21 protein-coding genes and 1 riboswitch are annotated in these 23111 nt (G+C 43.7%); of the genes, 14 read left to right on the forward strand and 7 right to left on the reverse strand.

Annotation, left to right across the window (positions count from 1 at the left end; translation table 11 throughout):
* Positions 1 to 207 precede the first annotated feature (207 nt).
* Complete coding sequence (locus JGK16_RS25335) at positions 208 to 855, forward strand: Uma2 family endonuclease (protein ID WP_293185386.1); 648 nt, start codon at positions 208 to 210, stop codon at positions 853 to 855.
* A gap of 50 nt (positions 856 to 905) precedes the next feature.
* Here the strand turns inward: JGK16_RS25335 and JGK16_RS25340 are convergent, their stop codons facing one another.
* The gene (locus tag JGK16_RS25340) at positions 906 to 1355 is read right to left on the reverse strand and encodes a hypothetical protein (protein ID WP_293193162.1); all 450 of its coding nucleotides are present in this window, start codon (positions 1353 to 1355) and stop codon (positions 906 to 908) included.
* A gap of 291 nt (positions 1356 to 1646) precedes the next feature.
* On the opposite strand from JGK16_RS25340, the gene JGK16_RS25345 reads away from it, so the two are divergent.
* Positions 1647 to 1961 (forward strand): hypothetical protein, encoded by a 315-nt coding sequence (locus tag JGK16_RS25345; RefSeq protein WP_293185382.1) that lies wholly within the window; start codon positions 1647 to 1649, stop codon positions 1959 to 1961.
* A gap of 25 nt (positions 1962 to 1986) precedes the next feature.
* The gene (locus tag JGK16_RS25350) at positions 1987 to 4143 is read left to right on the forward strand and encodes a pentapeptide repeat-containing protein (RefSeq protein ID WP_293185381.1); all 2157 of its coding nucleotides are present in this window, start codon (positions 1987 to 1989) and stop codon (positions 4141 to 4143) included.
* A gap of 205 nt (positions 4144 to 4348) precedes the next feature.
* Here the strand turns inward: JGK16_RS25350 and JGK16_RS25355 are convergent, their stop codons facing one another.
* On the reverse strand, positions 4349 to 5923 hold the full coding sequence (locus JGK16_RS25355) for an FAD-dependent oxidoreductase (RefSeq protein ID WP_293185380.1): 1575 nt from the start codon (positions 5921 to 5923) through the stop codon (positions 4349 to 4351).
* A 249-nt stretch (positions 5924 to 6172) separates the two neighbouring features.
* Positions 6173 to 6850: a Uma2 family endonuclease gene (locus tag JGK16_RS25360; RefSeq protein WP_293193163.1), complete on the reverse strand. Its 678-nt coding sequence runs from the start codon at positions 6848 to 6850 to the stop codon at positions 6173 to 6175.
* Positions 6851 to 7044: 194 nt separating this feature from the next.
* Positions 7045 to 7209: riboswitch (cobalamin riboswitch) on the forward strand.
* Between the two features lie 21 nt (positions 7210 to 7230).
* On the opposite strand from JGK16_RS25360, the gene JGK16_RS25365 reads away from it, so the two are divergent.
* The 6 genes from JGK16_RS25365 (at position 7231) to JGK16_RS25390 (ending at position 14999) form a co-directional block, all read left to right on the forward strand.
* Positions 7231 to 7989 (forward strand): energy-coupling factor ABC transporter permease, encoded by a 759-nt coding sequence (locus JGK16_RS25365; RefSeq protein WP_293185378.1) that lies wholly within the window; start codon positions 7231 to 7233, stop codon positions 7987 to 7989.
* Between the two features lie 4 nt (positions 7990 to 7993).
* Positions 7994 to 8326, forward strand: coding sequence for an energy-coupling factor ABC transporter substrate-binding protein (locus JGK16_RS25370; RefSeq protein ID WP_293185377.1), 333 nt, complete (start codon positions 7994 to 7996; stop codon positions 8324 to 8326).
* The gene (cbiQ, locus tag JGK16_RS25375; RefSeq protein WP_293193164.1) at positions 8323 to 9123 is read left to right on the forward strand and encodes a cobalt ECF transporter T component CbiQ; all 801 of its coding nucleotides are present in this window, start codon (positions 8323 to 8325) and stop codon (positions 9121 to 9123) included. Before JGK16_RS25370 ends, cbiQ begins: the two co-directional genes overlap by 4 nt.
* A gap of 194 nt (positions 9124 to 9317) precedes the next feature.
* Positions 9318 to 10355, forward strand: a complete 1038-nt coding sequence (locus JGK16_RS25380) for a DUF2207 domain-containing protein (protein ID WP_293193165.1) — start codon at positions 9318 to 9320, stop codon at positions 10353 to 10355.
* A gap of 231 nt (positions 10356 to 10586) precedes the next feature.
* Complete coding sequence (locus JGK16_RS25385) at positions 10587 to 12683, forward strand: SPFH domain-containing protein (protein WP_293193166.1); 2097 nt, start codon at positions 10587 to 10589, stop codon at positions 12681 to 12683.
* A 90-nt stretch (positions 12684 to 12773) separates the two neighbouring features.
* Positions 12774 to 14999: a leucine-rich repeat domain-containing protein gene (locus tag JGK16_RS25390; RefSeq protein WP_293193167.1), complete on the forward strand. Its 2226-nt coding sequence runs from the start codon at positions 12774 to 12776 to the stop codon at positions 14997 to 14999.
* A gap of 21 nt (positions 15000 to 15020) precedes the next feature.
* On the opposite strand, the gene JGK16_RS25395 is transcribed toward JGK16_RS25390, so the two are convergent.
* On the reverse strand, positions 15021 to 15218 hold the full coding sequence (locus tag JGK16_RS25395) for a hypothetical protein (protein WP_293193168.1): 198 nt from the start codon (positions 15216 to 15218) through the stop codon (positions 15021 to 15023).
* Positions 15219 to 15335: 117 nt separating this feature from the next.
* On the opposite strand from JGK16_RS25395, the gene JGK16_RS25400 reads away from it, so the two are divergent.
* Together JGK16_RS25400 and JGK16_RS25405 are read left to right on the forward strand one after the other, a co-directional pair.
* Positions 15336 to 16754: an ABC transporter substrate-binding protein gene (locus JGK16_RS25400; protein ID WP_293193169.1), complete on the forward strand. Its 1419-nt coding sequence runs from the start codon at positions 15336 to 15338 to the stop codon at positions 16752 to 16754.
* 135 nt (positions 16755 to 16889) lie between these two features.
* On the forward strand, positions 16890 to 17468 hold the full coding sequence (locus tag JGK16_RS25405; RefSeq protein ID WP_293193170.1) for a Uma2 family endonuclease: 579 nt from the start codon (positions 16890 to 16892) through the stop codon (positions 17466 to 17468).
* 91 nt (positions 17469 to 17559) lie between these two features.
* On the opposite strand, the gene JGK16_RS25410 is transcribed toward JGK16_RS25405, so the two are convergent.
* Genes JGK16_RS25410 through JGK16_RS25420 form a run of 3 tightly spaced genes read right to left on the reverse strand, consistent with a single transcriptional unit; the run spans position 17560 to position 20299 of the window.
* A complete protein-coding gene (locus JGK16_RS25410; protein ID WP_293185363.1) occupies positions 17560 to 18417 on the reverse strand; it encodes a metal ABC transporter permease in 858 nt (285 codons plus the stop codon).
* Positions 18417 to 19193 (reverse strand): metal ABC transporter ATP-binding protein, encoded by a 777-nt coding sequence (locus JGK16_RS25415; RefSeq protein ID WP_293185361.1) that lies wholly within the window; start codon positions 19191 to 19193, stop codon positions 18417 to 18419. The genes JGK16_RS25410 and JGK16_RS25415 overlap by 1 nt, the downstream gene beginning before the upstream one ends.
* 41 nt (positions 19194 to 19234) lie before the next feature.
* A complete protein-coding gene (locus tag JGK16_RS25420) occupies positions 19235 to 20299 on the reverse strand; it encodes a metal ABC transporter substrate-binding protein (protein WP_293185359.1) in 1065 nt (354 codons plus the stop codon).
* Positions 20300 to 20728: 429 nt separating this feature from the next.
* Here JGK16_RS25420 and JGK16_RS25425 point away from each other — a divergent pair, with 429 nt between their 5' ends.
* From JGK16_RS25425 to JGK16_RS25435, 3 genes are read left to right on the forward strand one after another with little or no spacing between them, the layout of a single operon-like run.
* Positions 20729 to 21100: a hypothetical protein gene (locus tag JGK16_RS25425; RefSeq protein ID WP_293185357.1), complete on the forward strand. Its 372-nt coding sequence runs from the start codon at positions 20729 to 20731 to the stop codon at positions 21098 to 21100.
* Complete coding sequence (locus JGK16_RS25430) at positions 21097 to 21651, forward strand: hypothetical protein (RefSeq protein ID WP_293185355.1); 555 nt, start codon at positions 21097 to 21099, stop codon at positions 21649 to 21651. Before JGK16_RS25425 ends, JGK16_RS25430 begins: the two co-directional genes overlap by 4 nt.
* Before the next feature lie 38 nt (positions 21652 to 21689).
* On the forward strand, positions 21690 to 22838 hold the full coding sequence (locus JGK16_RS25435) for a methyltransferase domain-containing protein (RefSeq protein WP_293185353.1): 1149 nt from the start codon (positions 21690 to 21692) through the stop codon (positions 22836 to 22838).
* Positions 22839 to 23111: the final 273 nt, after the last annotated feature.

Genomic DNA, 23111 nt, shown 5'->3' on the forward strand with positions numbered 1-23111 from the left:
TGAAGCGCAACTACGTACCTTTGACTACCAGTTTTCAGTTAACTGTATTGCTCTATATATAAGAAAGAGCGCTGAAGCGCAACTACGTACCTTTGACTAGCAGTCTTAAGTGAACCGTACTGCTTGATGTATAAGAAAGAGCGCTGAAGCGCAACAACATACCTTAATGCACAAGTTATAATAAATTTAAATAAATCGGAGGTTGAAATGGTAACGCTGCAATTAAGGCAAATCAGTGTGCCGCCAGGACATAGACTGCTGTTGAACGATGTCAACTGGCAGGAATTTGAGGCGATTTTAGAGGAGTTCGGAGAACACCGTGGCTCTAGAATAGCTTACAGTCAAGGAACTTTGGAGATTAGGATGCCCCTACCAGAACATGAGAAGGCTAAAATTATTATTGGCTATTTAGTAAAAATTTTGTTTGAGGAACTTGAAATTGACTTTGAACCATTTGGTTCGACGACTTTCAAACGAAAAAGTATGTTGCAAGGAATTGAGCCTGATGAATGTTTTTACATCCAGAATTACGCTCGAATGATTGGCAAAAAGCGCATCGACTTAACTGTCGATCCGCCGCCGGATTTAGCAATTGAAGTCGATCTCACTTCCAAGACTCAACTGGATGCTTACGAGGCGCTGGGAGTCCCGGAAATCTGGCGCTATGAAAATAAAAGGCTTGAGATTAATGTTCTTGAAGATGGGAAATATGTTGAATCGGAATTTAGTCCGATATTTCCCAATCTGCCAATTATTGAAGCGATTTCTCAATATTGCGAACAAAGTCAAACCGCGGGGACGAGTCAAACTCTCCGATTGTTTCGCAAATGGGTTAGAGAGCAAGTACAAAATTGATATGAAATCTTCTGTTTTTTGACACCAAGCGTTATCATCCCGTTATATTGTTAATTTCGCTGTTGGGAAATTGAGAGAGAATAAGGGTGTTGACCTTGCGATCGATCGCCCACGAAAATCACGTAAGTCCCCTTGTCTCCATAACCAGAAAATTCTACATTCCCCGCAGCAGCATTCGCCGGTAGGACGCAGAAACGACCCCTCGGCCCCTGAATCATCAAACTGGGAGCTCCCGCAGTTTGTACTGCAATCCGCCAGTAAGGCAAATCCTGGGTTACTTCGATGACTTGGTTGGGGCTTTGGGCTACGAAACCGCAGTCGCCACTATTGTTCGGGCCGCCGGAAACTCCCGAAACTCTCAGCGGTTCGGGAAATCCTGGAGCAATTTGCAACGGTTGGCTCCGAATAGCTCCGGCATCCGCTAAAATCATTGCCAAGGCTACGGTTACGATCGGGCTAAACCACCGTTTGTCGCGATCGCCCGCACAGTGTATCTTCATATTTCCTCACACAATGGGATTTAGTCCTACTTCTTTAGACGATAGATGATAATTGCGGTTCCAAACACGTGGATCTCAATCAAGTAAAATCTACCTAATTAAAGTAAAATATAGATCGCTAACAAGCTTGCTGTGTATGTCTTTGACAGTTGACAGTTGACAGTTGACAGTTGACAGTTGACAGTTAACTAATGACCAATGACTAATGACTAATGACTAATGACTAATGACTAATGACTAATGACTAATGACTAATGACTTCTTCCTTCTACTTAACTACTGATTTTTTTTATGAATCCTCAAAATAACTTCAATTGGCAGCAAGCGATCGGAGAACTCAAAGCTAAACTAGAACGATCGCCTCTCATCCAACAAAATCCAGACAGCTATCAAGCGATCGGAACCTTCTACAATCAATCTCTAGAGAAGTTTCAGAAACTCCCCAAACCGGGACAGGTGGCAGTCTTTGCCGTCGGAGCGATCGTTGTTCTGACAGTCTTCAATAGTATCGTACAGCTACTTTCCGCCGTGATGACTCTTGGCGTTCTCGGAGTGCTAATCTACATAGCGTATAAATTGGCAATATCTCCTGATTCCTCCAACTAAGGATTAACAATAGGAAATTATAAATATGTCTAACCCAACTGCACCCGGTGATATTAATCAACCCGATCCGTCTTGGCAAAGACAATCCCAGCCAATGCCACTGCTGGTTCGCCGGTGTGGCGCTTGGACTGTTGAAATTTCGTTAATCGCAGCTAGCGCCCTGGTTCCCTTCAGTATCGGGGCACTGGTTAACAAAGAAGCTCAAACCGTGCCACTCAATCCCTCGGTAGCAGCAGCATCGGAAACTGTTGCCCGTGTTTTGGCCATCCCCGTGCGCGATCGCAACCCCAGAGTTGCACCCCTAACTAATCTATTCTGGTCGGGGGCGCTGCTGGCGCCGGCAGCTTTAGCGGCGTGGCAGTTGTTTTTGCTCGCCAGAATCGGTCAAACTCTCCCGAAACGCTGGTTCGGAGTGAAAGTTGTCACAGCCTCGGGTACTCCTCCGGGTTGGGCGCGGGTGCTGGTTCGCGAAAGTTTGGGGCGCTGGGGAGTGCCTCTGGGCGTCGCTTACGGGGTTTGGCGCTTGACTGGCGCGTTTCCAGATTTAATCATTTTAGGGGCGTTGAGCGGCTTGGCAGTGCTGGCAGATGGCGCTTTTGGATTGCGCTACAAACGGCAATCGGGGCACGATCGCCTTGCGAATACTTTGGTGGTCAATAGTCGTGAAGCGAAGCTATCCCGTAGGGAATCGCACCAACTGTCACCCAATCCTGTCCAGAGTCAAGATTGGACTGAGGAAGACGCGCAAATTGCGGCTTTGGTTTTGACTCCAGAAACCAATATGAAAGAAGATCCCAGTCTGTGGAATTGGATTCGCCAACATCCGGGGACAACTTTAGTGATAGTTACTATTGGCAGTGCGGGATTGATTTTAAGTTTGTTTGTTGGCACTCTGATCTACACTCAAAGTCAAGCTAATTTGCGGGATTCTCGGCAGCGGAATGACGAGTTATTTGTAGCTTTAGTTAGCAAATTGTCTCCTGCTTCGGCTAGCGGAACATCGGGGAGGCGATCGGCTATTTTGGCTTTGGGGGCGGTGGAAGACTCCCGCGCCGTACCCCTGTTAGCGGATTTGCTGGCTCAAGAAGAAAGCAAGGCGATGCTGGACGCGATCCAGCAAGCTTTAGTCAGTACCGGGCCGAAAGCTTTACCTGATTTGCAGCGGTTGAACCAAGCCCTCAGCAATGACCTCGAATCCCTGCGCTACGGTGGAAAGACTCCGGAACGCGAGTTAGCGGCTACCCGCCAGCGAACAGTGCAAAGGGCGATCGGCAAAATTCTCACAGTGTATAGCAGCCAGCTCAACGGCGCCGATCTGAGCCGCACAGATTTAGGTCAAAGTCCTGCCGGCCCGGGTCAGTTTACTTTAGTATTAGACAAAGTTGACTTATCAGGAATTAAGCTGAGAAAAGCCAATTTAACAAATGCCAGCTTGCAGGGAATTCGCTTTTATGGCACCGGCGAAGACAGGCGTCCTGGCACATTTGACGATTGGATTTCTGACTTAAGCGAAGCTAATTTTGAAGGAGCAAATTTAACCGGAGCATCTTTTAACAGCGCCGTAATGAACCGCACTACTTTTGTGCGCGCTGTTCTGAACAAAGCTAATTTGTCAAGCGGAAATTTGAATGGAGCTAATCTTAGCAACAGTCTTTTAATTGGGGCGAATTTGCAGCAAGCAATGTTAAAAGAGGCAAGCTTTACCGGGGCAGATATCGGCAGCGCCAATTTTTCGGGAGCCAATTTAGAAAGTGCGCGTTTGGGCAAAGTCAAGGCTCAAGGCACTCAGTTATCTCTAACAAATTTGTCTAAATCGGAATGGCAAGGTGCTGATTTGTCCGGTGCTGATTTGAGCGGCGCAAATTTACAAAATGCTGATTTAAGTTCGGCTAAACTTGCCAACGCGAATTTAAAAGATGCTCGATTGCAAGATGCTAATTTGCGGAATGCGGACGTGAGTTCGGTTGATTTTAGAGGTGCGAATTTAGCGGGAGCTAATTTTCAAGGCGCTGTTTTCCTGGGGAAGGGGACTTCGGATCAGTTTATTCAAAGTCAGGCTGGTAGCAAATCAGGTCGATTCCAAGGTGTTAATTTTTCCGAGGCTAAGAATTTAGATCAAAGTCAAATTGCTTACATTTGTTTGCAGGGAGGGACTCATCCGAAGTGCCCGCCAAAAAATTAAGACTTGGTTCGTAGTGAGGACTTTAGTCCTTCTTTTTTGCGGGCTAAAGCCCTCACTACGAACCTTTATTTTTCTGTCTTTTGTTTGGTAGGATGGATGGCTCCACATACTACCAATTAGATAAGAAGGGCTGAAGCCCAACAACGTACCTTATAAGAAGGGCTGAAGCCCAACAACGTGCCTTACCTTTTTGAGAAGTGCTATATTATGCAATAGCATCGGCACTTACAAGAGTCTCGAATTGTGCTAATAGCATTCCATCAGTGTTATTTGCAACTCCAAAAATTTTAGGTAACTGGCCTGTTTCAACTAGAACTTGTCTGACTTCTCGGTTAGATATATCGGCTAAATTTTTGTTATTGAGAATGGCATTAACGGCCGCAATACCGACACCTTGACCAACTGCTACATTGAATTCTACAATTCTGCCCACAGCACAAGCAAGCCCTTCAAATCCAGAACAGGGACTGACAACTGCCAGGTTAGGAACATTGTTCATTAATGCGTGGCGGATGCCAATATTGAAGGTAGGCTGTTGGAACATCAGACTTTTAAACCACCCTCGACTCTTTGCTTTGTCGCCAATCCCCGGAATGCCTCCCCGGACATCAAAATGATAGCTAAATGTTCCCAGTGCTTCAGTAGCTGGTACGCCACCATGCAGCATTTGTGCGCCTATTAAAGGTTCTACAACTCCCGTCACATTCCCAGCGTGTCTGATATAAAGTTCTGAAGCCGGAGTAACATAGGTAGCCCCCAAACTTTTCAGCCAAGTGGTCAGAAATGACATCTCTTTTTGCATATTAGCTGTGGGTTTGCTCCCGTTTCTCGCTAAGGCTTCTGCTTCGCTACCAGTGACTGCAAATAACAGCGCATTCCACGAAAGTCTTTCGTCTGGAAGTATGGCGATATTTCCTTCGTCTAAAATTATGCCAGTTTCAGAAAAAGATAGCTTTCTGCCTCTAAAAGAGTGGTATGCTACAGACAAAGCTGGCGATCGCACATCAATGTAATCGTTGCCCGCCCACAGAGTTTTGAGATTTCCTCTGGTGTCGATCATTTCCAGGCGGAGTTCTTCTGCTAGCTTGGCATCTTTCCCCGCAGCAGACAGCAAAAATTTTTGAGCCTCAGAATCGGCAAGGTTTGTGAAGCGTTTTAGATAAATATAATCGAGTTCTTTCAGTCTTCTGACACTGAGTCCTTGAGTTTCAAAAACTAGGGTGACTGGAAGTTCTGAGTTAGGCAAACCAAAGGTTTCAAATCCATTCAGCTTTCGCACACCTGCGGCTTGAGCTAATTCGCCATTGACAGTGGCATCAATAAATTGTTTTGCTACATAAACTGTCCCTTTTGAGGTAATTATGCTAGTAATTTTTTTGCCTTCTTTATTGATTGATTTAATTTCTACTTTGCCCAGGAGTGCAACTCCTGCTTGTACCAGCATTGCTTTCAGGGCTGCGGTGGCTTTGCTGGGGTCAAGGGCGATCGCGCTGACACCAGATTTTTGCAGGAATTCTTTATAGATTGTCGGCGGTGAACCGAAGGGGTCTAAATTTAAAGATTTTTGGAGTTCTTGACTAACCTGACTTCGATCTAAATAAGCGAGGCCGCCTCTGACTAAATGTCCGCCAATTCCTTCTTGCAAGCTTCCTTTAGACATCAGCAAAACTCGCGGATAAAGCTTTGTCCGGCGGCGGTATTCTCTGGCTGCTGAGATAACAGCTAGAACTCCTGGAACTTCATCACCAAAGCAGATGATATCGTAAGAACGTAGATCCATGAGCATTATTTAATCACGTCTCCCGATCGCCATTTTGTCGATCTGCATCTCAATTTTTGCCATCAAACTCTCTGTCTGTTCCAAATAAGGCCGCATCTTTCCTAATTTTTTTGATAATTTTCACACATTTCGGGACGCAAAAATCGGGATTTTCGGGAAAATCTTGCGTTTAGGGCGATCGCGATCGGTGAAAAAACTCGGTTGGCGATCGCCCGCAGGCTGCGTCATTCTGGCACTCTTTCCTCTCAATTAGCTTATATTATCAGGATCTATCCCCAACTCGCGCAATCGTTCAGCTAGTCGATCGGCGCGCTGGGCTAATTCCTTCACCTGTTCTTCAGGAGTCAGATAGCGTTTGCCATCCGCATCGTACCAATACAACCATTCCCTTGTCACCCCAGAATAATTGCCCCTTTCACAACCAATTCCCAAACCAATTTCTGGCATCCAAACTAGATTTCCTGGCTGTAACTCATACTTGCCATTGACTAACTTATGTACTTCCAAACGGGGTTTGCGGCGGCGGCGAGAAGAATAAATGACATAGTAAAGTATGCCTAAACTTTGATATTCTTCCAACTTGGCGGTATATTCGTTGCGATAAGTTGGGGAAACAACTTCGAGGACAAAAGTTGGCATTACTTTTTCCTCCCATACCGCGTAACTGGGACGCAATTCTTCGTCATAAAACCTTTCCACACCTAAACTCAAGAAAGCATCTGGCACAATAGCTGGTTTGTCAGGGTGATGGTAAAGACCCATATCTATGCCAAAAAACCAGTCCATGCGTTCTGCCCAAATTATGAGCAATATTGCTTTCAGCAATCCTGGTATTAATTCTTGCAGTTCGTTATCCACTGGTGTTTCATCTGAGTCTGGTAGTTCTTCTGCTGAGGGCCAGTGCTTCGGGAAGTTGTAATTTAACATGGTAATTTTTCTCGAAACTCATTAATATTATAGCATTGAGTTGTTGGGTGTTCTTTTGTATTTGATTAAGAATATTATGGGTCGCAAAGACGCTAAGTAAGAAAAGGAAGAAAAGCAAGATGATAGGTAATATTGACTTATTTGATCTGAATTAATTTTTGTAAAATATCGGCTGAGATTTACGCGATCGACTAAACTATGTCTAAGCAGTCGGTTCTAATGGGGAACAGCCATTAGAGGAAACGGGGAAAGTTTGGTGCAAATCCAACGCTGTCCCGCAACTGTAATGAGGTTTGTAGTAAGGACTTCAGTCCTCTACCTCTCAAGTCAGAACGCCCGCCGATGTGTTGGTTCACATAGTCTCATCCGCGAGGTACTTGATGCAGGCCAGAAATCGGAAATTAGTCAGCCTGGGATTGATGGCTGGCTTGAGTTGTTATCTTGTCTTGGGTTCGGCAACACCGGCCGCTGCTATGCACATTTCAGAAGGTTTTTTGCCTGTACAATGGGCTGCGTTTTGGTGGATGGTGGCTTTGCCTTTTTTTGTGTTGGGTTTGCGTGAAATTACTCGCATTACCAAAGAACACCCGGAACTTAAACTATTACTAGCTTTGGCGGGTGCGTTTACTTTTGTGCTTTCTGCTTTAAAAATTCCATCGGTAACGGGGAGTTGTTCTCACCCAACGGGTACGGGTTTGGGTGCAATTTTGTTCGGCCCTTCGGTGATGGCTGTACTTGGTGCTTTAGTGCTGTTGTTTCAAACGTTATTGTTAGCGCACGGCGGGCTGACAACGTTGGGGGCGAATATGTTTTCGATGGCGATTGTTGGGCCGTTTGCTGCATATTTTATCTATCAATTGCTGATGCGAACTGGTAAACAAAGGTTGGCAATTTTTTGTGCGGCTGCTTTGGCAGATTTGCTGACTTATGTGGTGACTTCGATGCAGTTGGCATTGGCTTTTCCGGCAGCGAGTGGCGGTTTTATGGCTTCGTTTCTCAAGTTTGCTAGTATCTTTGCGATTACTCAAGTACCTCTGGCGATTAGTGAGGGATTGCTGACTTTATTGGTTTGGAATTGGCTGCATTCTTACGGAAAACCAGAGTTAGAAATTCTGAAATTATTGAAACAGGAGTCATAAAGTCGTGAATCAAAAACCTACAAAAAATCAGCAAGCTAGTTCGCAACAAAATTGGATGTTAGTAATTGCAGTTGTCGCCCTTGCGGTGATTCCCCTAGTTTTTGTGCGGGGTGAATACGGCGGATCGGACGATCGCGCACAGAAAGCAATTACCGAAATTCAACCCGATTATAAACCTTGGTTTAATCACTTGTTTGAACCGCCTAGCGCTGAAATTGCCAGTTTATTATTTGCGACTCAAGCGGCGCTGGGGGCTGGTGCGATCGGATATGCGATCGGGCTTTATAAAGGCCGATCGCAATCTCAGCAATCTGATGATAAATCGCCGCTGGAATGAATCATCAGATTGATAGTCTGGCTTACACCAATCGTTTGCGTGGGTTGCCGCCAACTCACAAATTATCGTTTGCGATCGCCCTTTTGATTCTATCTCTGCTGTCTGGGGCGATCGTCCAATTGTCGATCGCCCTGTGGTTAGCAGTCTGGATCGTCATCTATGCGGGCATTCCGGGGAAACTTTATCTGCGGTTGTTGTCGCTACCGTTGATGTTTTTGCTGACGAGTTTGCCTGCTTTGGCGATTAATGGAATTGAGTTAAATCAAATCCCGGCAATGCAGTGGGATATTTGGCAAGGTTGGGGAATTAGCATCGGCAATTTGTATCTGTATGTGAGTCGCACTGGCTTATACCAAGTGAGTCTGTTATTCCCGCGCACCTTGGCATCGACAAGTTGTATGTATTTCATCCTGTTGACGGTGCCATTCACAGAAACCTTGCAAATCCTCAGAAAATTGCGCTTTCCGCCGTTGTTGACAGAACTTTTGTTGTTGATGTATCGGTTTATTTTTAGCTTATTGGCGATCGCAGATGAACTTTGGATCGCCCAAAACTCGCGCTGTGGCTATCGCACTTGGAAACTGGGAATGCGTAGTTTAGGCATTTTAATCGGGCAATTACTTCAGCGAACTTTGGTAAATTACCGTCAAGTTTCGTTGAGTTTAGCATCGCGCGGCTTTAATGGAGAATTGCGGGTTTGGCATTCTTCCCCTTACAAACCTTCGCGAAGATATACATTTGAAGCCGTGTTTGGGTGCACGGTTTTAACTTTGTTAAGTGTGTTATTTCAAAGTTGAAAATAAATAAAGAAATGAGGAGACGGCAGTGCCGTGTCTCTACAATATGATTTTGGGTAGGGACACGGCATTGCCGTCTCCTCTATCCTGACTGAAGATATGACTTTTATGAACATAATCAATGACTTTAATGAATTGACTCCACAAGAAACCTGTTGAATAATTGTAGTCAACACTTATCTTGTGGAAATCCTATGATAAATAAACGACTTCTCAAAAAAATAGTTTTTTCATTACTAGCATCATTAAGCCTACTGTTAGTCACAGTAACTCATGCAGCAGCCCAACAACTACCGTTCTACTGGGACAACATCAATGTTGCGATCGATGTTCAGACCAACGGAGATATGTTAGTTACGGAAACGCAAAAATATGTATTCACAGCAGCATACAACAATGAACGGTATCGCTATATTCCGTTAGATAAAGTCGATGCAATTCAAGATGTGACCGTTGCCGAAAATAATCAAATAATTACCAGTAGCACTGGAACTGAAAACAATCAACTTTGGATTCGTTGGCAACATGAATTAAAGCCGCCAGACACACATACTTTTGTGATTAAATATCGTGTGGTAGGTGGATTGCAGTTAGATGGTGGGAATACTCTAGTTTATTGGAAAGCGATTGCAGCGGGTCGCAAAGCGCCAGTTAATACGGGAAAAGTTACGGTGAAATTACCAGATGCTTTGTCAGGGAAAGTTCTCTCCTTTACGAATTTTGGTGCAGCAGCAGTTCCTCGTCAAGTAGATCCTAAAACTTTTGAATTTGTGGCAAGTCAGCCTATTCAACCCGAACAAGAATTAGAAGTGCAGATTGCATTTCCCCAGGCGATTCTGAATGTACCTACACCTGGTTGGCAACAAACTCCCAACCTACCTCAATCTTCTTCGGTAGCAGAAGACTTTTACGACATCCTAAGCATGATTCCTCTAATGATTTTCGGGCTTTGCCCCGCTATAGTAATTATCAAATTCATTACAGATCGATACTGCCCTGAGTGCAAAACGCTCAAGATCAAACGGACTTATCAAGTTTTGATTCCTGCAACTATTAGCCATCAAGGAAAGCAGAAAGTTACCTGTAAATGTCAAAACTGCTCTTACCATAAAGAGTATGAAGAAGCAGTTCAATTCATTAGCGATGATAGTGGTGGCGGCGGTGGCGGTGGCGGTGGTGGCGGTGGTGGTGGCGGTGGTGGCGGTGGCGGCGGTGGTGGTGGTGGTGGTTGATATCAACAGGAGTTACGCATCACAACCAAAGAAACCGGGTTTTTAGCTAATCTATGGATTATAAACGAAGTCTTTCGGAAAAAACCCGGTTTCTGGCCACCCATATTCCAAATATGACTTTTATGAGCATAACTCATGACTTTAATGAATTGACTCCAACAGAAATCTATTGAATACTGATTGTAGTAAACAAATTTCTCGTACACTTTCGCTTAAAGCAGGTTAAAAACTATGACTAAATCACGTTGGCTTCGCAAGCTTTTACCCTTAGCAGCATCTTTCGCAACCACGATCGCACTAGCCGGCACTTTTGCCCCACCAACTCCCGCACAAACCAATCCGCCACCTCCCCAACCCCAACCAGTCCAACCAGCGACAGAAGAAGGTTTTACCATCCCGATTTGGATCTTTCCCGTAGGCGCAATGTTCGTTGTGTTCATGTTTATCCCCAAAATTGGTTGGACTTTGGGCTTAATTGCGATCGGCGAACGAGAAGTAGGCATTGTTACCAAGAAATTCTCCAGCAAAAACTTGCCATCCAGTAGATTGATTGCACTCGATGGCGAAGGAGGTTTGCAAGCAGATACTCTGCCTCCCGGCTGGCATTTTGGTTATTTTCCTTGGCAATATAGCGTTCGCAGAGAACCAGTTGTTGTGGTTCCTCAAGATGAAATTGGGTTAATTATTGCTAATGATGGAGCCACCATTCCTTCCGATCGCATTTTAGGCAAAGTCGTCGATTGCGACAACTACCAAAATGCCCGCAAATTCCTCACCGACGGTGGCGAAAAAGGACGGCAACTAGCAATTCTCACCACTGGTACTTATCGGATTAATACGGCTGTATTTGAGGTGATTACTTCAGCTAATGCCGCTGCAAAAGGTATGCAGCCATCGGAACTTCATCTATACAAACTTGCTCCGGATCTCGTGGGAATTGCCAACGTGCTCGACGGAGTTCCGATTGATGAAGGTGAAATCGCTGGGCCGATTATTCCCGGTCACGACAACTTCCAAAAAGCGCAATCCTTCATCAAAGGTGGCGGGCGCAGGGGCTTGCAAGAACAGGTAATTTTATCCGGTTCTTGGAACCTGAACCCTTGGTTTGTGAAAGTTGAAGAAGTGAAAATGACCGAAGTGCCGATCGGCTATGTTGGCGTAGTCATTTCCTATGTAGGGGAATCGCACAAAGATGTCAGCGGTGTGGCTTTTACCCACGGAAATCTCGTCAACAAAGGTGATAAAGGCGTGTGGGTAGAACCGCTTTACCCAGGCAAACATCCGATCAATACAAAGGTGATGAAAGTCGAACTTGTTCCCACTACCGATGTAGTTTTAAACTTCACAACACGGTTCAGCGGAGAACACGGCTACGACTCGAAATTAAGCGCTTTGAAATTGCTTTCTTTTGACGGATTTACCTTTGAGTTAGAAGTTTTTCAAATCATTCATATCGGTACTTTGGATGCACCGAGAGTCATTTCGCGGCAAGGTTCGATGCAAAATCTGATTGACCAAGTGCTGCGTCCAATTGTGGGCAATTACTTTCGGAATTCGGCTCAAGAATATACGATTCTCGACTTTTTAATCGCACGCAGCGAACGCCAAGCAGAGGCCGCCGAACACGTCCGTCAAGCCCTACGTGCCTATGACGTGCAGGCTGTGGACACGCTGATCGGTTTGATTTCGCCGCCAGCAGAGTTGATGCAAACATTGACCGATCGCAAAATTGCTCAGGAACAGGAAAAAACCTACGAAGTACAGCGGATTTCAGAGTATCAGCGTCAAGAATTGGTGCGCGCAACTGCGATCGCCAATATTCAAAATCAGGTGGTAGCGGCGGAACAAGGGGTGAAAATTGCTCAATTGAGTGCAACTGCTGCGATCGAACACGCAAGTGGTGAAGCAGAAGGGATTCGGTTAATGGGACAAGCAAAAGCGGATGCTTATCAAGTTGGTGTCAACGCTCTCGGTACGCAGAGTTACACGCTATTGCAATTGATGCAAGCGGTTTCGGATGGTAGCGTTCGCGTTGTTCCCGATGTCACAGTCAATGGTAACGGTGGTAGTGGGGGTTTGTTGGACGGTTTGATGGCAATGTTGCTGCGGAATGAAACCAGTAAAAATGGAGATAATGGAGCACAATCACCTGTAATTAATGTGAAGAAATCTAAGTCTGTTGTTGTGGAACCTGTGGCCGAATCACCAGTAGCAAAAGTGCATTCGGTGGAGTCGCCGGAGTCTCCTAATCATTCGCCAGTTGCTCAGTCTGTGGCTGTTGCTGAGACTGATATTGATGCAGCATTTGGTGAATTGTTAGATATTTGAGTTGAGTGTAATTGGTAGAGAGGACGACTGTCCTCTCTGAAGGCTTTTTGTCTAAAACTTTACTATTTAGGGAATTAGAGGTGCAAAATTATGAAGTTTATGGTTATGCAGAAATACGTGAATTTGTCAAGGTTGGTGGCGGTAGTTGCTTTTAGTGCGATCGGTCTATCATCATGCGGAAATATATCTTCTTTGTCATTTCCACAGATGCGATCGGGAAACAAAACATTTGGTGATTGGTGTCGCGAAAAAGATTCTTTAAGTCCTGAAACTCAAATTACTGTTGAAGTGATGTTGGAACAAGCAGGAACTATTGAGTGCAATGCAGCCAATCGGAAACTTTCGAGTCTCACGCAACTCGATCTGGGCGACAATAAAATCACTGATATCAAACCATTACAATCCTTGACTAAACTGACTGACCTCGAACTTAGCAATAATCAAATTATTGACATCAAACCATTGCAATCATTGACCAACCTAACAGAACTCAGGCTTAGTGGTAATCAAATCAGCGATATCAAACCATTACAATCCTTGACTAACCTGATGTGGCTCACTCTTAACAACAATAGAATCAGCGATATTAAACCATTACAATCTTTGACTAACCTGGGTTGTCTCATCCTCAGCGACAATAAAATCAGCGATATTAAACCATTGCAGTCTTTGACTTACCTGATGATACTAGACCTTGATAATAATAAAATTAGCGATATCAAACCATTACAATCTTTGTCTGAACTGGATCAGCTCTATCTCAAAAACAATAAGATCGCTGACATTAAACCCTTACAATCTTTGACTTACCTGCGTTACTTAAGGCTTGTAAATAATAAAATAAGCGACGTTAAACCCTTGCAATCTTTGACTAAACTGAAAGGAGCCTTTCTCAAAAATAATGAAATAAGCGACATTAAACCCTTAAAATATTTGACCAAACTGACTGAACTCGATCTCAACAACAATAAAATTAGCGATATCAAACCATTGCAATCTTTGACTAAACTGACTAAACTCTACCTCAATAACAATAAAATTAGCGACGTTAAGCCCTTGCAATATTTGACTAAACTGACTGAACTCGACCTCGAAAAAAATCAGATTAGCGATATCAAACCTTTGGAATCTTTGACTAAACTGACTCAGGTCAAGCTTGGTTCAAATGCCGTTGCCCTTCTAGGATTATCTGGAAATAGACCTTCCCCGTCAGTCACCCAGAAGCAACGAAAAGACACTCGACGAACATTTGCAGATTGGTGCCGCGCTCAACCTTTTTTGAGTTCCGAAGATAAATATACTGTTGAAGTGCTGTTGAAGAAAGCTAAGACTACTGAGTGCGATGCAGCTAATCAAAAACTTTCGAGTCTCACAGCACTCGACCTCAAAAATAATGAAATTACTGACATCAAACCATTGCAATCTTTGACTAACCTCACTCAACTCAATCTCATCAATAATAAAATTAGCGATATCAAACCATTGCAATCTTTGACTAACCTCACTCAACTCAATCTCATCAATAATAAAATTAGCGATATCAAACCATTGCAATCCTTGACTAACCTGACTTCGATCGAACTCGGCGGCAACAATAAAATCAGCGACATCAAACCATTGCAATCCTTAACTAAACTGACTTCGATCGAACTTACCAACAATCAAATTAGCGATATCAAACCATTGCAATCCTTAACTAAACTGACTTCGATCGAACTTAGCAACAATCAAATTAGCGATATCAAACCATTGCAATCTTTGACTAACCTCACTCAACTCAATCTCATCAATAATAAAATTAGCGATATCAAACCATTGCAATCCTTAACTAAACTGACCGATCTCACACTCGACAGCAATAAAATCAGCGACATCAAACCATTGCAATCCTTAACTAAACTGACCGATCTCACACTCAACATCAATCAAATCAGCGACATCAAACCATTACAATCCTTGACTAACCTGACTTGGATCGGACTTAGCTATAATCAAATCAGCGACATCAAACCCTTGCAATCCTTGACTCAACTTCAAACGCTCGATCTCAGCGATAATCAAATCAGTGATATCAGACCATTGCAATCCTTGACTGCGGTGATTGTTCTTTTCCTCCGAAATAATCAAATCAGCGACATCAAACCCTTACTATCCTTGACTCAACTTGGATGGCTCCAACTTAATGAAAATAAAATCAGCGATATTAAACCCTTACAATCCTTGCCTAACCTGACGTCAATTTACCTAGCTGGAAATCCGATTTCTCCCAAGATTTGCCCGATCGAGCCACAGTCTACCTGCGATTGGGCACCTTGAAATTCTTTATGGCTCCCAAAATTAGAAGCACAAAATCATGACACTTACATTTGCACACAAACACATGAATTGACCAAAGCCGATCGCACTTACGTACCCTACGATCCTAGCATTACCTGGAAATGCACTGTGTACGATCGCACCATAAACGCGATCGCACACAGCAAAAATTCCTGAAACCCCTGTGGGGGAGGCATCTTGCCCGCCCCAAACATCCAAATATGACTTTTATGAGTTTAAATTAGTGAATTTAATGAATTGACTTTAACCAAAATCTCTTGAATACTGATTGTAGTTAATAACTTTTCTGTAGAAATCATATAAGGAGAAAAGATTATGTCCCAAGATAAAAGGAAAAGCCCGCCACCCATTGTTTTTATTATTGCCCTCGGCTTAATTGGGTTTGGTGTATTCAAATTCCTTCCCGGTTTATTCGCATCCAAAAGTTCAGATACATCTACACCTACACCTGGATCTACACCTACAGCGGGTGCGAGTCCATCGGGTGCGATCGCAACTCGCATCAGTTTAGGAAATCAGATATTGGTGACATCGCAAACCACACCAGACAAACAAGCAGGCGTTGATGCTTTTGGTAAAGGAGATTACTCTGCTGCGATGCAAAGTTTTCAGGCTTCGCTGCAAAAAAATCGCAACGATCCAGAAACAGTTATTTATTTAAATAATGCCGCAGCCCGCAGTAACCCTTCCTTGTTAAAAATTGCTGTCAGCGTCCCCATTGGTAGCAACCCCAATGTCGCCCAAGAAATTCTCCGAGGAGTGGCTCAAGCTCAATCTGAAGTCAATAAGAGCGGCGGTATCAATGGCGCAAAACTGCAAGTAGAAATTGTCAACGATGACAACGATCCAGGAGTTGTCAAAGAAGTTGCAAACACATTGACAAAAGATGCCAGTATACTAGCAATAATTGGACACAATGCCAGCAACGCCTCTCTCGAAGCTGCGCCAATCTATCAGCAACAAAAACTGGTAATGGTGACACCGACAAGCTTTGCTAATGATTTATCAGGATTTGGCAGTTACATCTTTCGGACTGTTCCCAATATTAGCATCATGGCCGCTCCCTTAGCAGAATATGCTGTCAAAACAGGCAAAACTAATATTGCTATTTGCTATGACTCGAAAGCACCCGATAATATATCATTTAGAGATGAATTTGTGGCAGCTCTAACTGCTGCTAAAGGCACAATAGTTCCTACTGTTTGCGACTTTTCACTCCCTTCTTTTAATCCCGACACTGCGATCGCCGATGCAGTCAGCAAAGGCGCACAAGGATTGATGTTAGCACCTCACATCGATCGCATCGATCGCGCAATTTTTCTAGCTCGCACCAATCAAGGCAAATTGCCACTCTACGGCAGCACCACAATGTACACCTTTCAAACGTTAAAAGATGGACAAAAGAGCGTTGACGGGCTTGTTTTGCCTGTTCCCTGGCATCCTGAAACGAATCCCGGCAGCACTTTCCCGAAAAATGCCAGTCAGCGCTGGGGAGGAGTAGTAAATTGGCGCACCGCAACGAGTTATGATGCGGCTCAAGCTGTCATCGCGGGCTTGCAGCAAAGTAATACGCGGGAAGGATTGCAGCAAGCACTCAAAAGCCCGAATTTCTCGACACCGGGAGCTAGCGAGGATGTGAAGTTTTTGCCAAGTGGCGATCGGGCGGGTTCGCCAATTTTAGTGCAAATTAAAGCAGTAGGAAAAACTGGCTATAACTTTTCCCTGTTGCGGTAAATTTATTCGGACTGTAGGGGCGGGTTCACCAACAATATTTGCCAAAAACCGACAATCTCATAAACCCGCCCCGGCCTGTTTTTAAGCGATTTTTAAGATATACTAAAATAAGTAGATTAAAGGAGATCCTTGTATATGATCGCGCAAGTTGAAACCAAAACCTACACGGCCCAGGAATATCTAGAAGCTGAAGTTAATTCTCTGGATCGACATGAATTTATCAACGGCGAGATTATTCTGATGGCTGGCGACACACCGAATCACAATGAAATCACGAGCATCTTAAACGCTATTTTGAGGGTGAGCCTTAAGGGTAAACCTTACAGTATTTTTGCATCCGATCAGCGGCTTTGGGTTCCGCAACTTAATAATTATACTTATCCAGACGTGATGGTGGTTGCGAAACCGATCGAACTTCAATCTGGACGCACTGATACAATCACTAATCCTCTGTTGATTGCTGAGGTGCTATCTAAAGGTACTAGAGCTTACGATCGAGATGACAAGTTTGCGGCTTATCGCAGTATCCCGAGTTTTCAGGAATATTTATTAATCGACCAATATCGAGTACAGGTGCAACAGTATTCTAAAACTGATGCGAATAAGTGGATTTTTTCGGAATATAGCTGTGCGGGCGATCGGCTGATGTTAACGTCTGTGCAGGTGGAAATTTCGGTAGCAGATTTGTATGAAAATATTGAGTTTAGTGAATAGTTACCTCTCGATCGCTCGGCGGTTAAAACCGCTGCTACACAAACAATGTCCGCCTCCGCGGACTAAGAAATAAAGATAATTGATTTCTGATCTATTCACCGATCGCCCCTGAGTCCCTAGATCTCACCAACAAACCATATTTCGGGGCAAAAACCATCGCCAACACAAACAGCAGCGTTTGCAGCACCACAATACATCCGCCTGTCGAACCATCAATGTGATAGCTGATATAAGTTCCCATTACGCTAGAAAATACTCCCGAAGTCATCGCAATTAGCGTCATATGGTCAAAATTATCACTCAATAAATACGCCGTAGCCCCCGGAGTTACCAACATTGCTACTACTAAAATAATCCCGACTGTCTGAAGTCCCGCAACTGCTGTCAGCGATAGCAAAGACAGCAACACGTAATAAAGGAAAGTGATATTTAAACCGATCGATCGCGCGTGAGTCGAGTCAAAACAAAACAGGATTAAATCTTTGCGTAAAATTGCCAGCGTCACTAAGGTAATGACACTAATAATCACAGTTTGAACAATATCTGAATCGGAAATACCCAAGACATTGCCAAATAAGATATGCGTTAAGTCGATCGAACTTCTGACTTTAGAAATTAACACCAAACCAAAGGCAAAAAATCCAGTAAACACTAAACCAATCACTGTATCTTCTTTAACGCGAGTTTTTGCTTTGATAAAGCCGATCGCAATTACGGAGCCCACGCCAAACAAAAACGCCCCCACCGCCAAAGGAATATTCAGCACATAAGCAATCACAACCCCCGGCATCACCGCATGGGAAACCGCATCGCCCATCAAAGCCCATCCCTTCAAAGTCATATAGCACGAAAGCGCCGAACAAACAATCCCTACTAAGGCGCTGACTAAAATCGCCTTCACCATAAATTCATGCTGCAACGGTGCGGTAAACCACTGAATTAAGTCCATTATTGCTTCTCCCGATTCACTTGAGTTAACCGACTTTTTGCAGACGAAAAATCACCAACCGAACCGCCAAAGGTGCGGGAAAGATTTTCTTCTGTAAACACTTCTGAGGTGTTGCCGTAGGCGAGAATACTGCGATTAATTAATACTACTTGGTCGCAAAATGTAGTAATCGATTCTAAATCGTGAGTTGAAACCAGAATTGTATGGCCTGTTTGACGCAATTCCATCAGCAAATCAATCATCATTTTCTCGGTTTTGATATCAACTCCGGCGAAGGGTTCATCTAGCAGTAAAACCTTTGCTTGTTGCGCCAAAGCCCGCGCAAAAAAGGTGCGTTTCTTTTGTCCCCCGGATAACTCTCCGATTTGGCGATCGCGCATGGGCCACATTTCCACCCTTTCCAAGCTTTCTCGCACCGCTTGTTTGTCGATCGAACGCGGAATCCGCAACAGATTCATGTAGCCGTAGCGCCCCATCATCACCACATCATAAACGTTCACCGGGAAATTCCAATCTACCTCTTCCGACTGAGGCACATAGGCAACCAGATTGCTTTTTTGCACTTGACGGATCGGCAAGCCATTAATTAAAATTCGTCCGGTGTTTGGCTTCACAAACCCCATAATTGCCTTAAACAGGGTTGATTTTCCCGCACCATTCATCCCCACCAAACCGCAAATTGTCCCCGCTTTAAGTTGCAGAGAGGCTCTGTGCAAGGCTACTTTACCATGATAAGCAACCGTGACATTTTCAATGTCAATACTGATTCTATCCATACCAATTTCTCCAAATTACCAAATTACCAATGCCCAATGCCCTATCCCCCATTACCCTGTAGTCCTTTTATCAAAGTATTGACGTTGTATTCAAGCATCTTAAGGTAGGTTGATGCAGGGCCTTCCGATGGAGAGAGGGAATCGACATAAAACACCCCGGCAAATTTTGCCCCGGTTTCCTTTGCTACTTGAAGCTGTGCTTCGTTGCTGACGGTACTCTCGCAAAATACGGCGGGGATTTTGTTTGCTTTGACTGTATTAATCACCCGTTCAACTTGTTTCGGTGTAGATTGCTGTTCGGCATTTACAGGCCAAATATAAACTTCTTTCAAGCCGTAGTCGCGCGCAATGTAAGAAAAGGCGCCTTCACAACTTACTATGTAGCGTTTTTCTGGCGGAATCGCTGAGATAGCTTGTTTGAGCTTTTCATCGATCGCTTCAATTTGCTGACTGTATTTTGTCGAATTCGCTTCATAGGTTGCAGCATTGGCTGGATCGGCATTTGATAAAGCTCTGCGAATATTTCTAACGTAAATTAAGGCATTTTTAGGTGACATCCAAGCATGAGGATTCGGTTTACCTTTGTAGGAATCTTCGGCAATATTAATGGGATTGATTCCTTCGCTGACAGTAATGCGAGGAACTTTTGGCAAACTGTTATAAAATCGAGTTGCCCAACGTTCTAAATTCAATCCGTTATCCAAAATTAGACTAGCACCTTGCCCTCGTTTTAAGTCGCTAGGAGTGACTTCATAGCCGTGAATTTCCGCCCCAGGCTTTGTGATGGATTGAACAGTTAGCTTGTCACCAGCGACGTTCTGCGCCATGTCTGCCAGCACCGTAAAGGTGGTGAGAATGACTTTTTTGTCTTTTCGGAACCAATCGGTGGCAGTAGGGCTAGAATCTCGATTTTGATTGGTTTGAGGCTCTACCGTCGTCTGAGTGTTGCACGCGGTGACGCACACTCCCAGCAACAGCCCCAATCCAATCATCTGATATTGTTTCCAAACGGGAGAGGAGAGGAGAGATAGGGGGAAAGGGCGAGATGGAGTCATAATTTGACGCTTTTTGAGCATATATTCCAAAATGCTAGCTAAATTTGCCACAGATTACGGCAGACAGCCCGATCGACTATCGCTAATTTTCATAATCTTTTCATTATTTAAATTTATCACAGAATCGGGGAAAATGAAAGAAGCATGAACAGTGAGGGTAAATAGGCGATCGGATCAGCAAAATAGACTCTTCAGTGAGAAGCCTGTTTTGGGGAGACGCGATGCCTACCCACAAGTTTTGAATATGATAAACTTAAATAGATCGCTGATTGAAAAGTGTATAATTGCTGAGGTATTATAGTTGGTTGCGGAAAAAGATTACCAAAGAATGATTCAATCATTCTTTGGGATGAGTTACGAACTCTATGGAACAATATCGAGAATCGTAGCACTCCAGGATGGGACGCGGGTAAAGCCTTTGAGTACCTGATTATCCGAGCATTTCAACTTGATGGTGCAGAGGTAAAATGGCCTTACAGCGTGACACTTTTTGATGAGGTAGTCGAACAAATTGATGGCGCTGTCCATTGTGTGGGACTTTCTTGTTTAGTTGAAAGCAAAGATTTTGCAGACAAAACAGTTGATCTTACTCCTATTGCTAAACTTCGCAATCAACTTTTACGTCGTCCCGCAGGTACAGTTGGATTAATTTTTAGTCGTACTGGGTTCACCAATGCGGCTGTTAGCCTTTCATACTTTTCGCTGCCACAGGCGATTCTGATGTGGAATGGAGCAGAACTAAAATATGCCTTAGAACAGGAAAAAATTTGCGAACTATTAACTTTAAAATACCGTGCCTGTGTAGAAGAAGGATTGCCTAATTACAACGTTATCGAGGGAGATATTCAATGATTACTTACATTCTTTGTGAAGGGGCTTTTGATGCACAACTACTTAAAACTGTGCTACCAGAAAATTTACTCACTGATGTGGGAGTTGTTGTTGGTGGTAAAGTATATAATATTAAGTCACTAGCTATGTCTTTAATTGTGCGGCGGCGAGTACCAGTTCTGATCGTATTTGATGCAGATTCAGTAGTACCGGAGTTAGTTGAATTACGTCGCAACGATATTGAAGAAATACTTGAATTTGTAGCGGGTAAGACACCATTTAAAGTAGTTTCTGCTGTTCCTGAAATAGAAATTATCTTTTTTCAAGATGTCTCTTTGCTTTCGCGGTTGATAGGATACATTCCTCCTCAAGATGTACTTGACTTGGCAGTTTGTCAACCTAGAAAAGCTTTAGAAGAATTGATTGCCCGATCAGAAAATATTCACGATCGCTCACAAATAATCGATCATTTGACTAATGAAGATATTGAGATTTTGCGATCGTCTTCAGTTATGCAGGAGATTGTTCACTTTCTTGATTCTGTACGTGAAACAGTAGCAGCTACTTTATAATACTCTAATTAATAACTTTGTTAATTTGAGTATAGATATTGTATGATTGGCGATTCACTTCCTGGTTGCAGGCTAATGCTTATTTGCAACAGCTAAAACTAGAGGAAAATACTGTTTCAAGTCTGCTCGAAATCATTGCCACCTACGAACTCAACTATGTAATTGTGTTTTTGTCGATCACGAATGACAAGAAAATTTGGGATTTTGTGGCAAAAGTTGGCAATTTATGCGGTTCGCGTGCTATTAACATATATGCAAGCACTGGGAAGAATTTTAACCCTCCCGGAAATCCTAAAGTTTATTCAATTCTCCCTATGCCGAAATCACCATCAATCGAAATTTCCAAAGTAACTCGCTACCAAAATGCAGCGCTGAATTACTATTTGGGCTTGACAGAATCTCCCTATCTTCACTATGGCTATTGGGAAACCTTACCTGTGCCCGCTGATGAACTAACACTCGCGCGGCTACGCATCGCCCAGCAAGCTTATACGGATAAGTTGTTAGATTTTATCCCGAAAGACATTAAGACTGTCCTAGATGTAGGATGCGGGATTGGGGGAAATGCGGCTTATTTGCTCGATCGCGCTTTTGGAGTCGAAGGACTAGCGCCCGATCCGTTCCAACAACAGCGCTTTCTGAAGTGTACAGGCGATCGCGCCATCTTCCACCTCACCAAATTTGAAGACTTCCAAGCCACCCATTCCTACGATTTAGTCCTCTTTAGCGAAAGCAGTCAATATATGTCTGCTGTCGATATAGCTAAAGGTGCGGCGGCGGTGCTCAATCTTGGAGGATACGTACTGCTTGCGGATATGTTGCGCTCTAATCGTGATTATACAGAAGGAATGTTTTCTAACTGTCATGTTGTGGAAGAACTGGAATCTGCATTGATGCAAGCGGGGTTTAATTTAGTAAAAGCTGAGGATATTTCTGCTCATATTGTACCAACAATTGATTTGTATGTCGATACTTTCCGCAGGTATGGACTGAACACAATGATTTATGTTGCAGATTTAATTTCGATCGCGGTTCCGCCGATTCATAAAATTCTGCGTTGGATATTTCGCCGCTGGTTTAAGAAATTGGTGGTTGAAGGATTGGAGGCGAGTCAACTATTTGAAAAGCATCTTTGTTATGAGATTCAACTTTGGCAGTTGAGAGAAAAAGATGAACGCAGCAAATAGAAGATTGGGCGGTTGAAACCGCGTCTATACAAATTGCTGTCATTGTCATTGCGAGCTCCTAGCGAAGCAATCGCATAATCTCGGGGATTGCTTCGCTAAGAGCTCGCAATGACATATTGCAGTTGATAGTATTTAAATTTAATTTTTGTGCGGGCTAGAAGCCCACCCCACAAATCCCAATTACCAATTACCAATTACCAATTACCAATTACCAATTACCAATTACCAATTACCAATTACCAATTACCAATTACCAATTACCAATTACCAATT

The sequence above is a fragment of the Microcoleus sp. PH2017_09_SFU_O_A genome (assembly GCF_020738625.1).
Lineage (GTDB): Bacteria > Cyanobacteriota > Cyanobacteriia > Cyanobacteriales > Microcoleaceae > Microcoleus.

Coding starts and splice junctions, on each gene's coding strand:
- JGK16_RS25365 (WP_293185378.1), top strand. CDS start 7,231: ATGCAGGCCAGAAATCGGAAATTAGTCAGCCTGGGATTGATGGCTGGC.
- JGK16_RS25390 (WP_293193167.1), top strand. CDS start 12,774: ATGAAGTTTATGGTTATGCAGAAATACGTGAATTTGTCAAGGTTGGTG.
- JGK16_RS25350 (WP_293185381.1), top strand. CDS start 1,987: ATGTCTAACCCAACTGCACCCGGTGATATTAATCAACCCGATCCGTCT.
- JGK16_RS25335 (WP_293185386.1), top strand. CDS start 208: ATGGTAACGCTGCAATTAAGGCAAATCAGTGTGCCGCCAGGACATAGA.
- JGK16_RS25400 (WP_293193169.1), top strand. CDS start 15,336: ATGTCCCAAGATAAAAGGAAAAGCCCGCCACCCATTGTTTTTATTATT.
- JGK16_RS25360 (WP_293193163.1), bottom strand. CDS start 6,850: ATGTTAAATTACAACTTCCCGAAGCACTGGCCCTCAGCAGAAGAACTA.
- JGK16_RS25415 (WP_293185361.1), bottom strand. CDS start 19,193: ATGGATAGAATCAGTATTGACATTGAAAATGTCACGGTTGCTTATCAT.
- JGK16_RS25340 (WP_293193162.1), bottom strand. CDS start 1,355: ATGAAGATACACTGTGCGGGCGATCGCGACAAACGGTGGTTTAGCCCG.
- JGK16_RS25410 (WP_293185363.1), bottom strand. CDS start 18,417: ATGGACTTAATTCAGTGGTTTACCGCACCGTTGCAGCATGAATTTATG.
- JGK16_RS25355 (WP_293185380.1), bottom strand. CDS start 5,923: ATGGATCTACGTTCTTACGATATCATCTGCTTTGGTGATGAAGTTCCA.
- cbiQ (WP_293193164.1), top strand. CDS start 8,323: ATGAATCATCAGATTGATAGTCTGGCTTACACCAATCGTTTGCGTGGG.
- JGK16_RS25405 (WP_293193170.1), top strand. CDS start 16,890: ATGATCGCGCAAGTTGAAACCAAAACCTACACGGCCCAGGAATATCTA.
- JGK16_RS25430 (WP_293185355.1), top strand. CDS start 21,097: ATGATTACTTACATTCTTTGTGAAGGGGCTTTTGATGCACAACTACTT.
- JGK16_RS25385 (WP_293193166.1), top strand. CDS start 10,587: ATGACTAAATCACGTTGGCTTCGCAAGCTTTTACCCTTAGCAGCATCT.
- JGK16_RS25380 (WP_293193165.1), top strand. CDS start 9,318: ATGATAAATAAACGACTTCTCAAAAAAATAGTTTTTTCATTACTAGCA.
- JGK16_RS25345 (WP_293185382.1), top strand. CDS start 1,647: ATGAATCCTCAAAATAACTTCAATTGGCAGCAAGCGATCGGAGAACTC.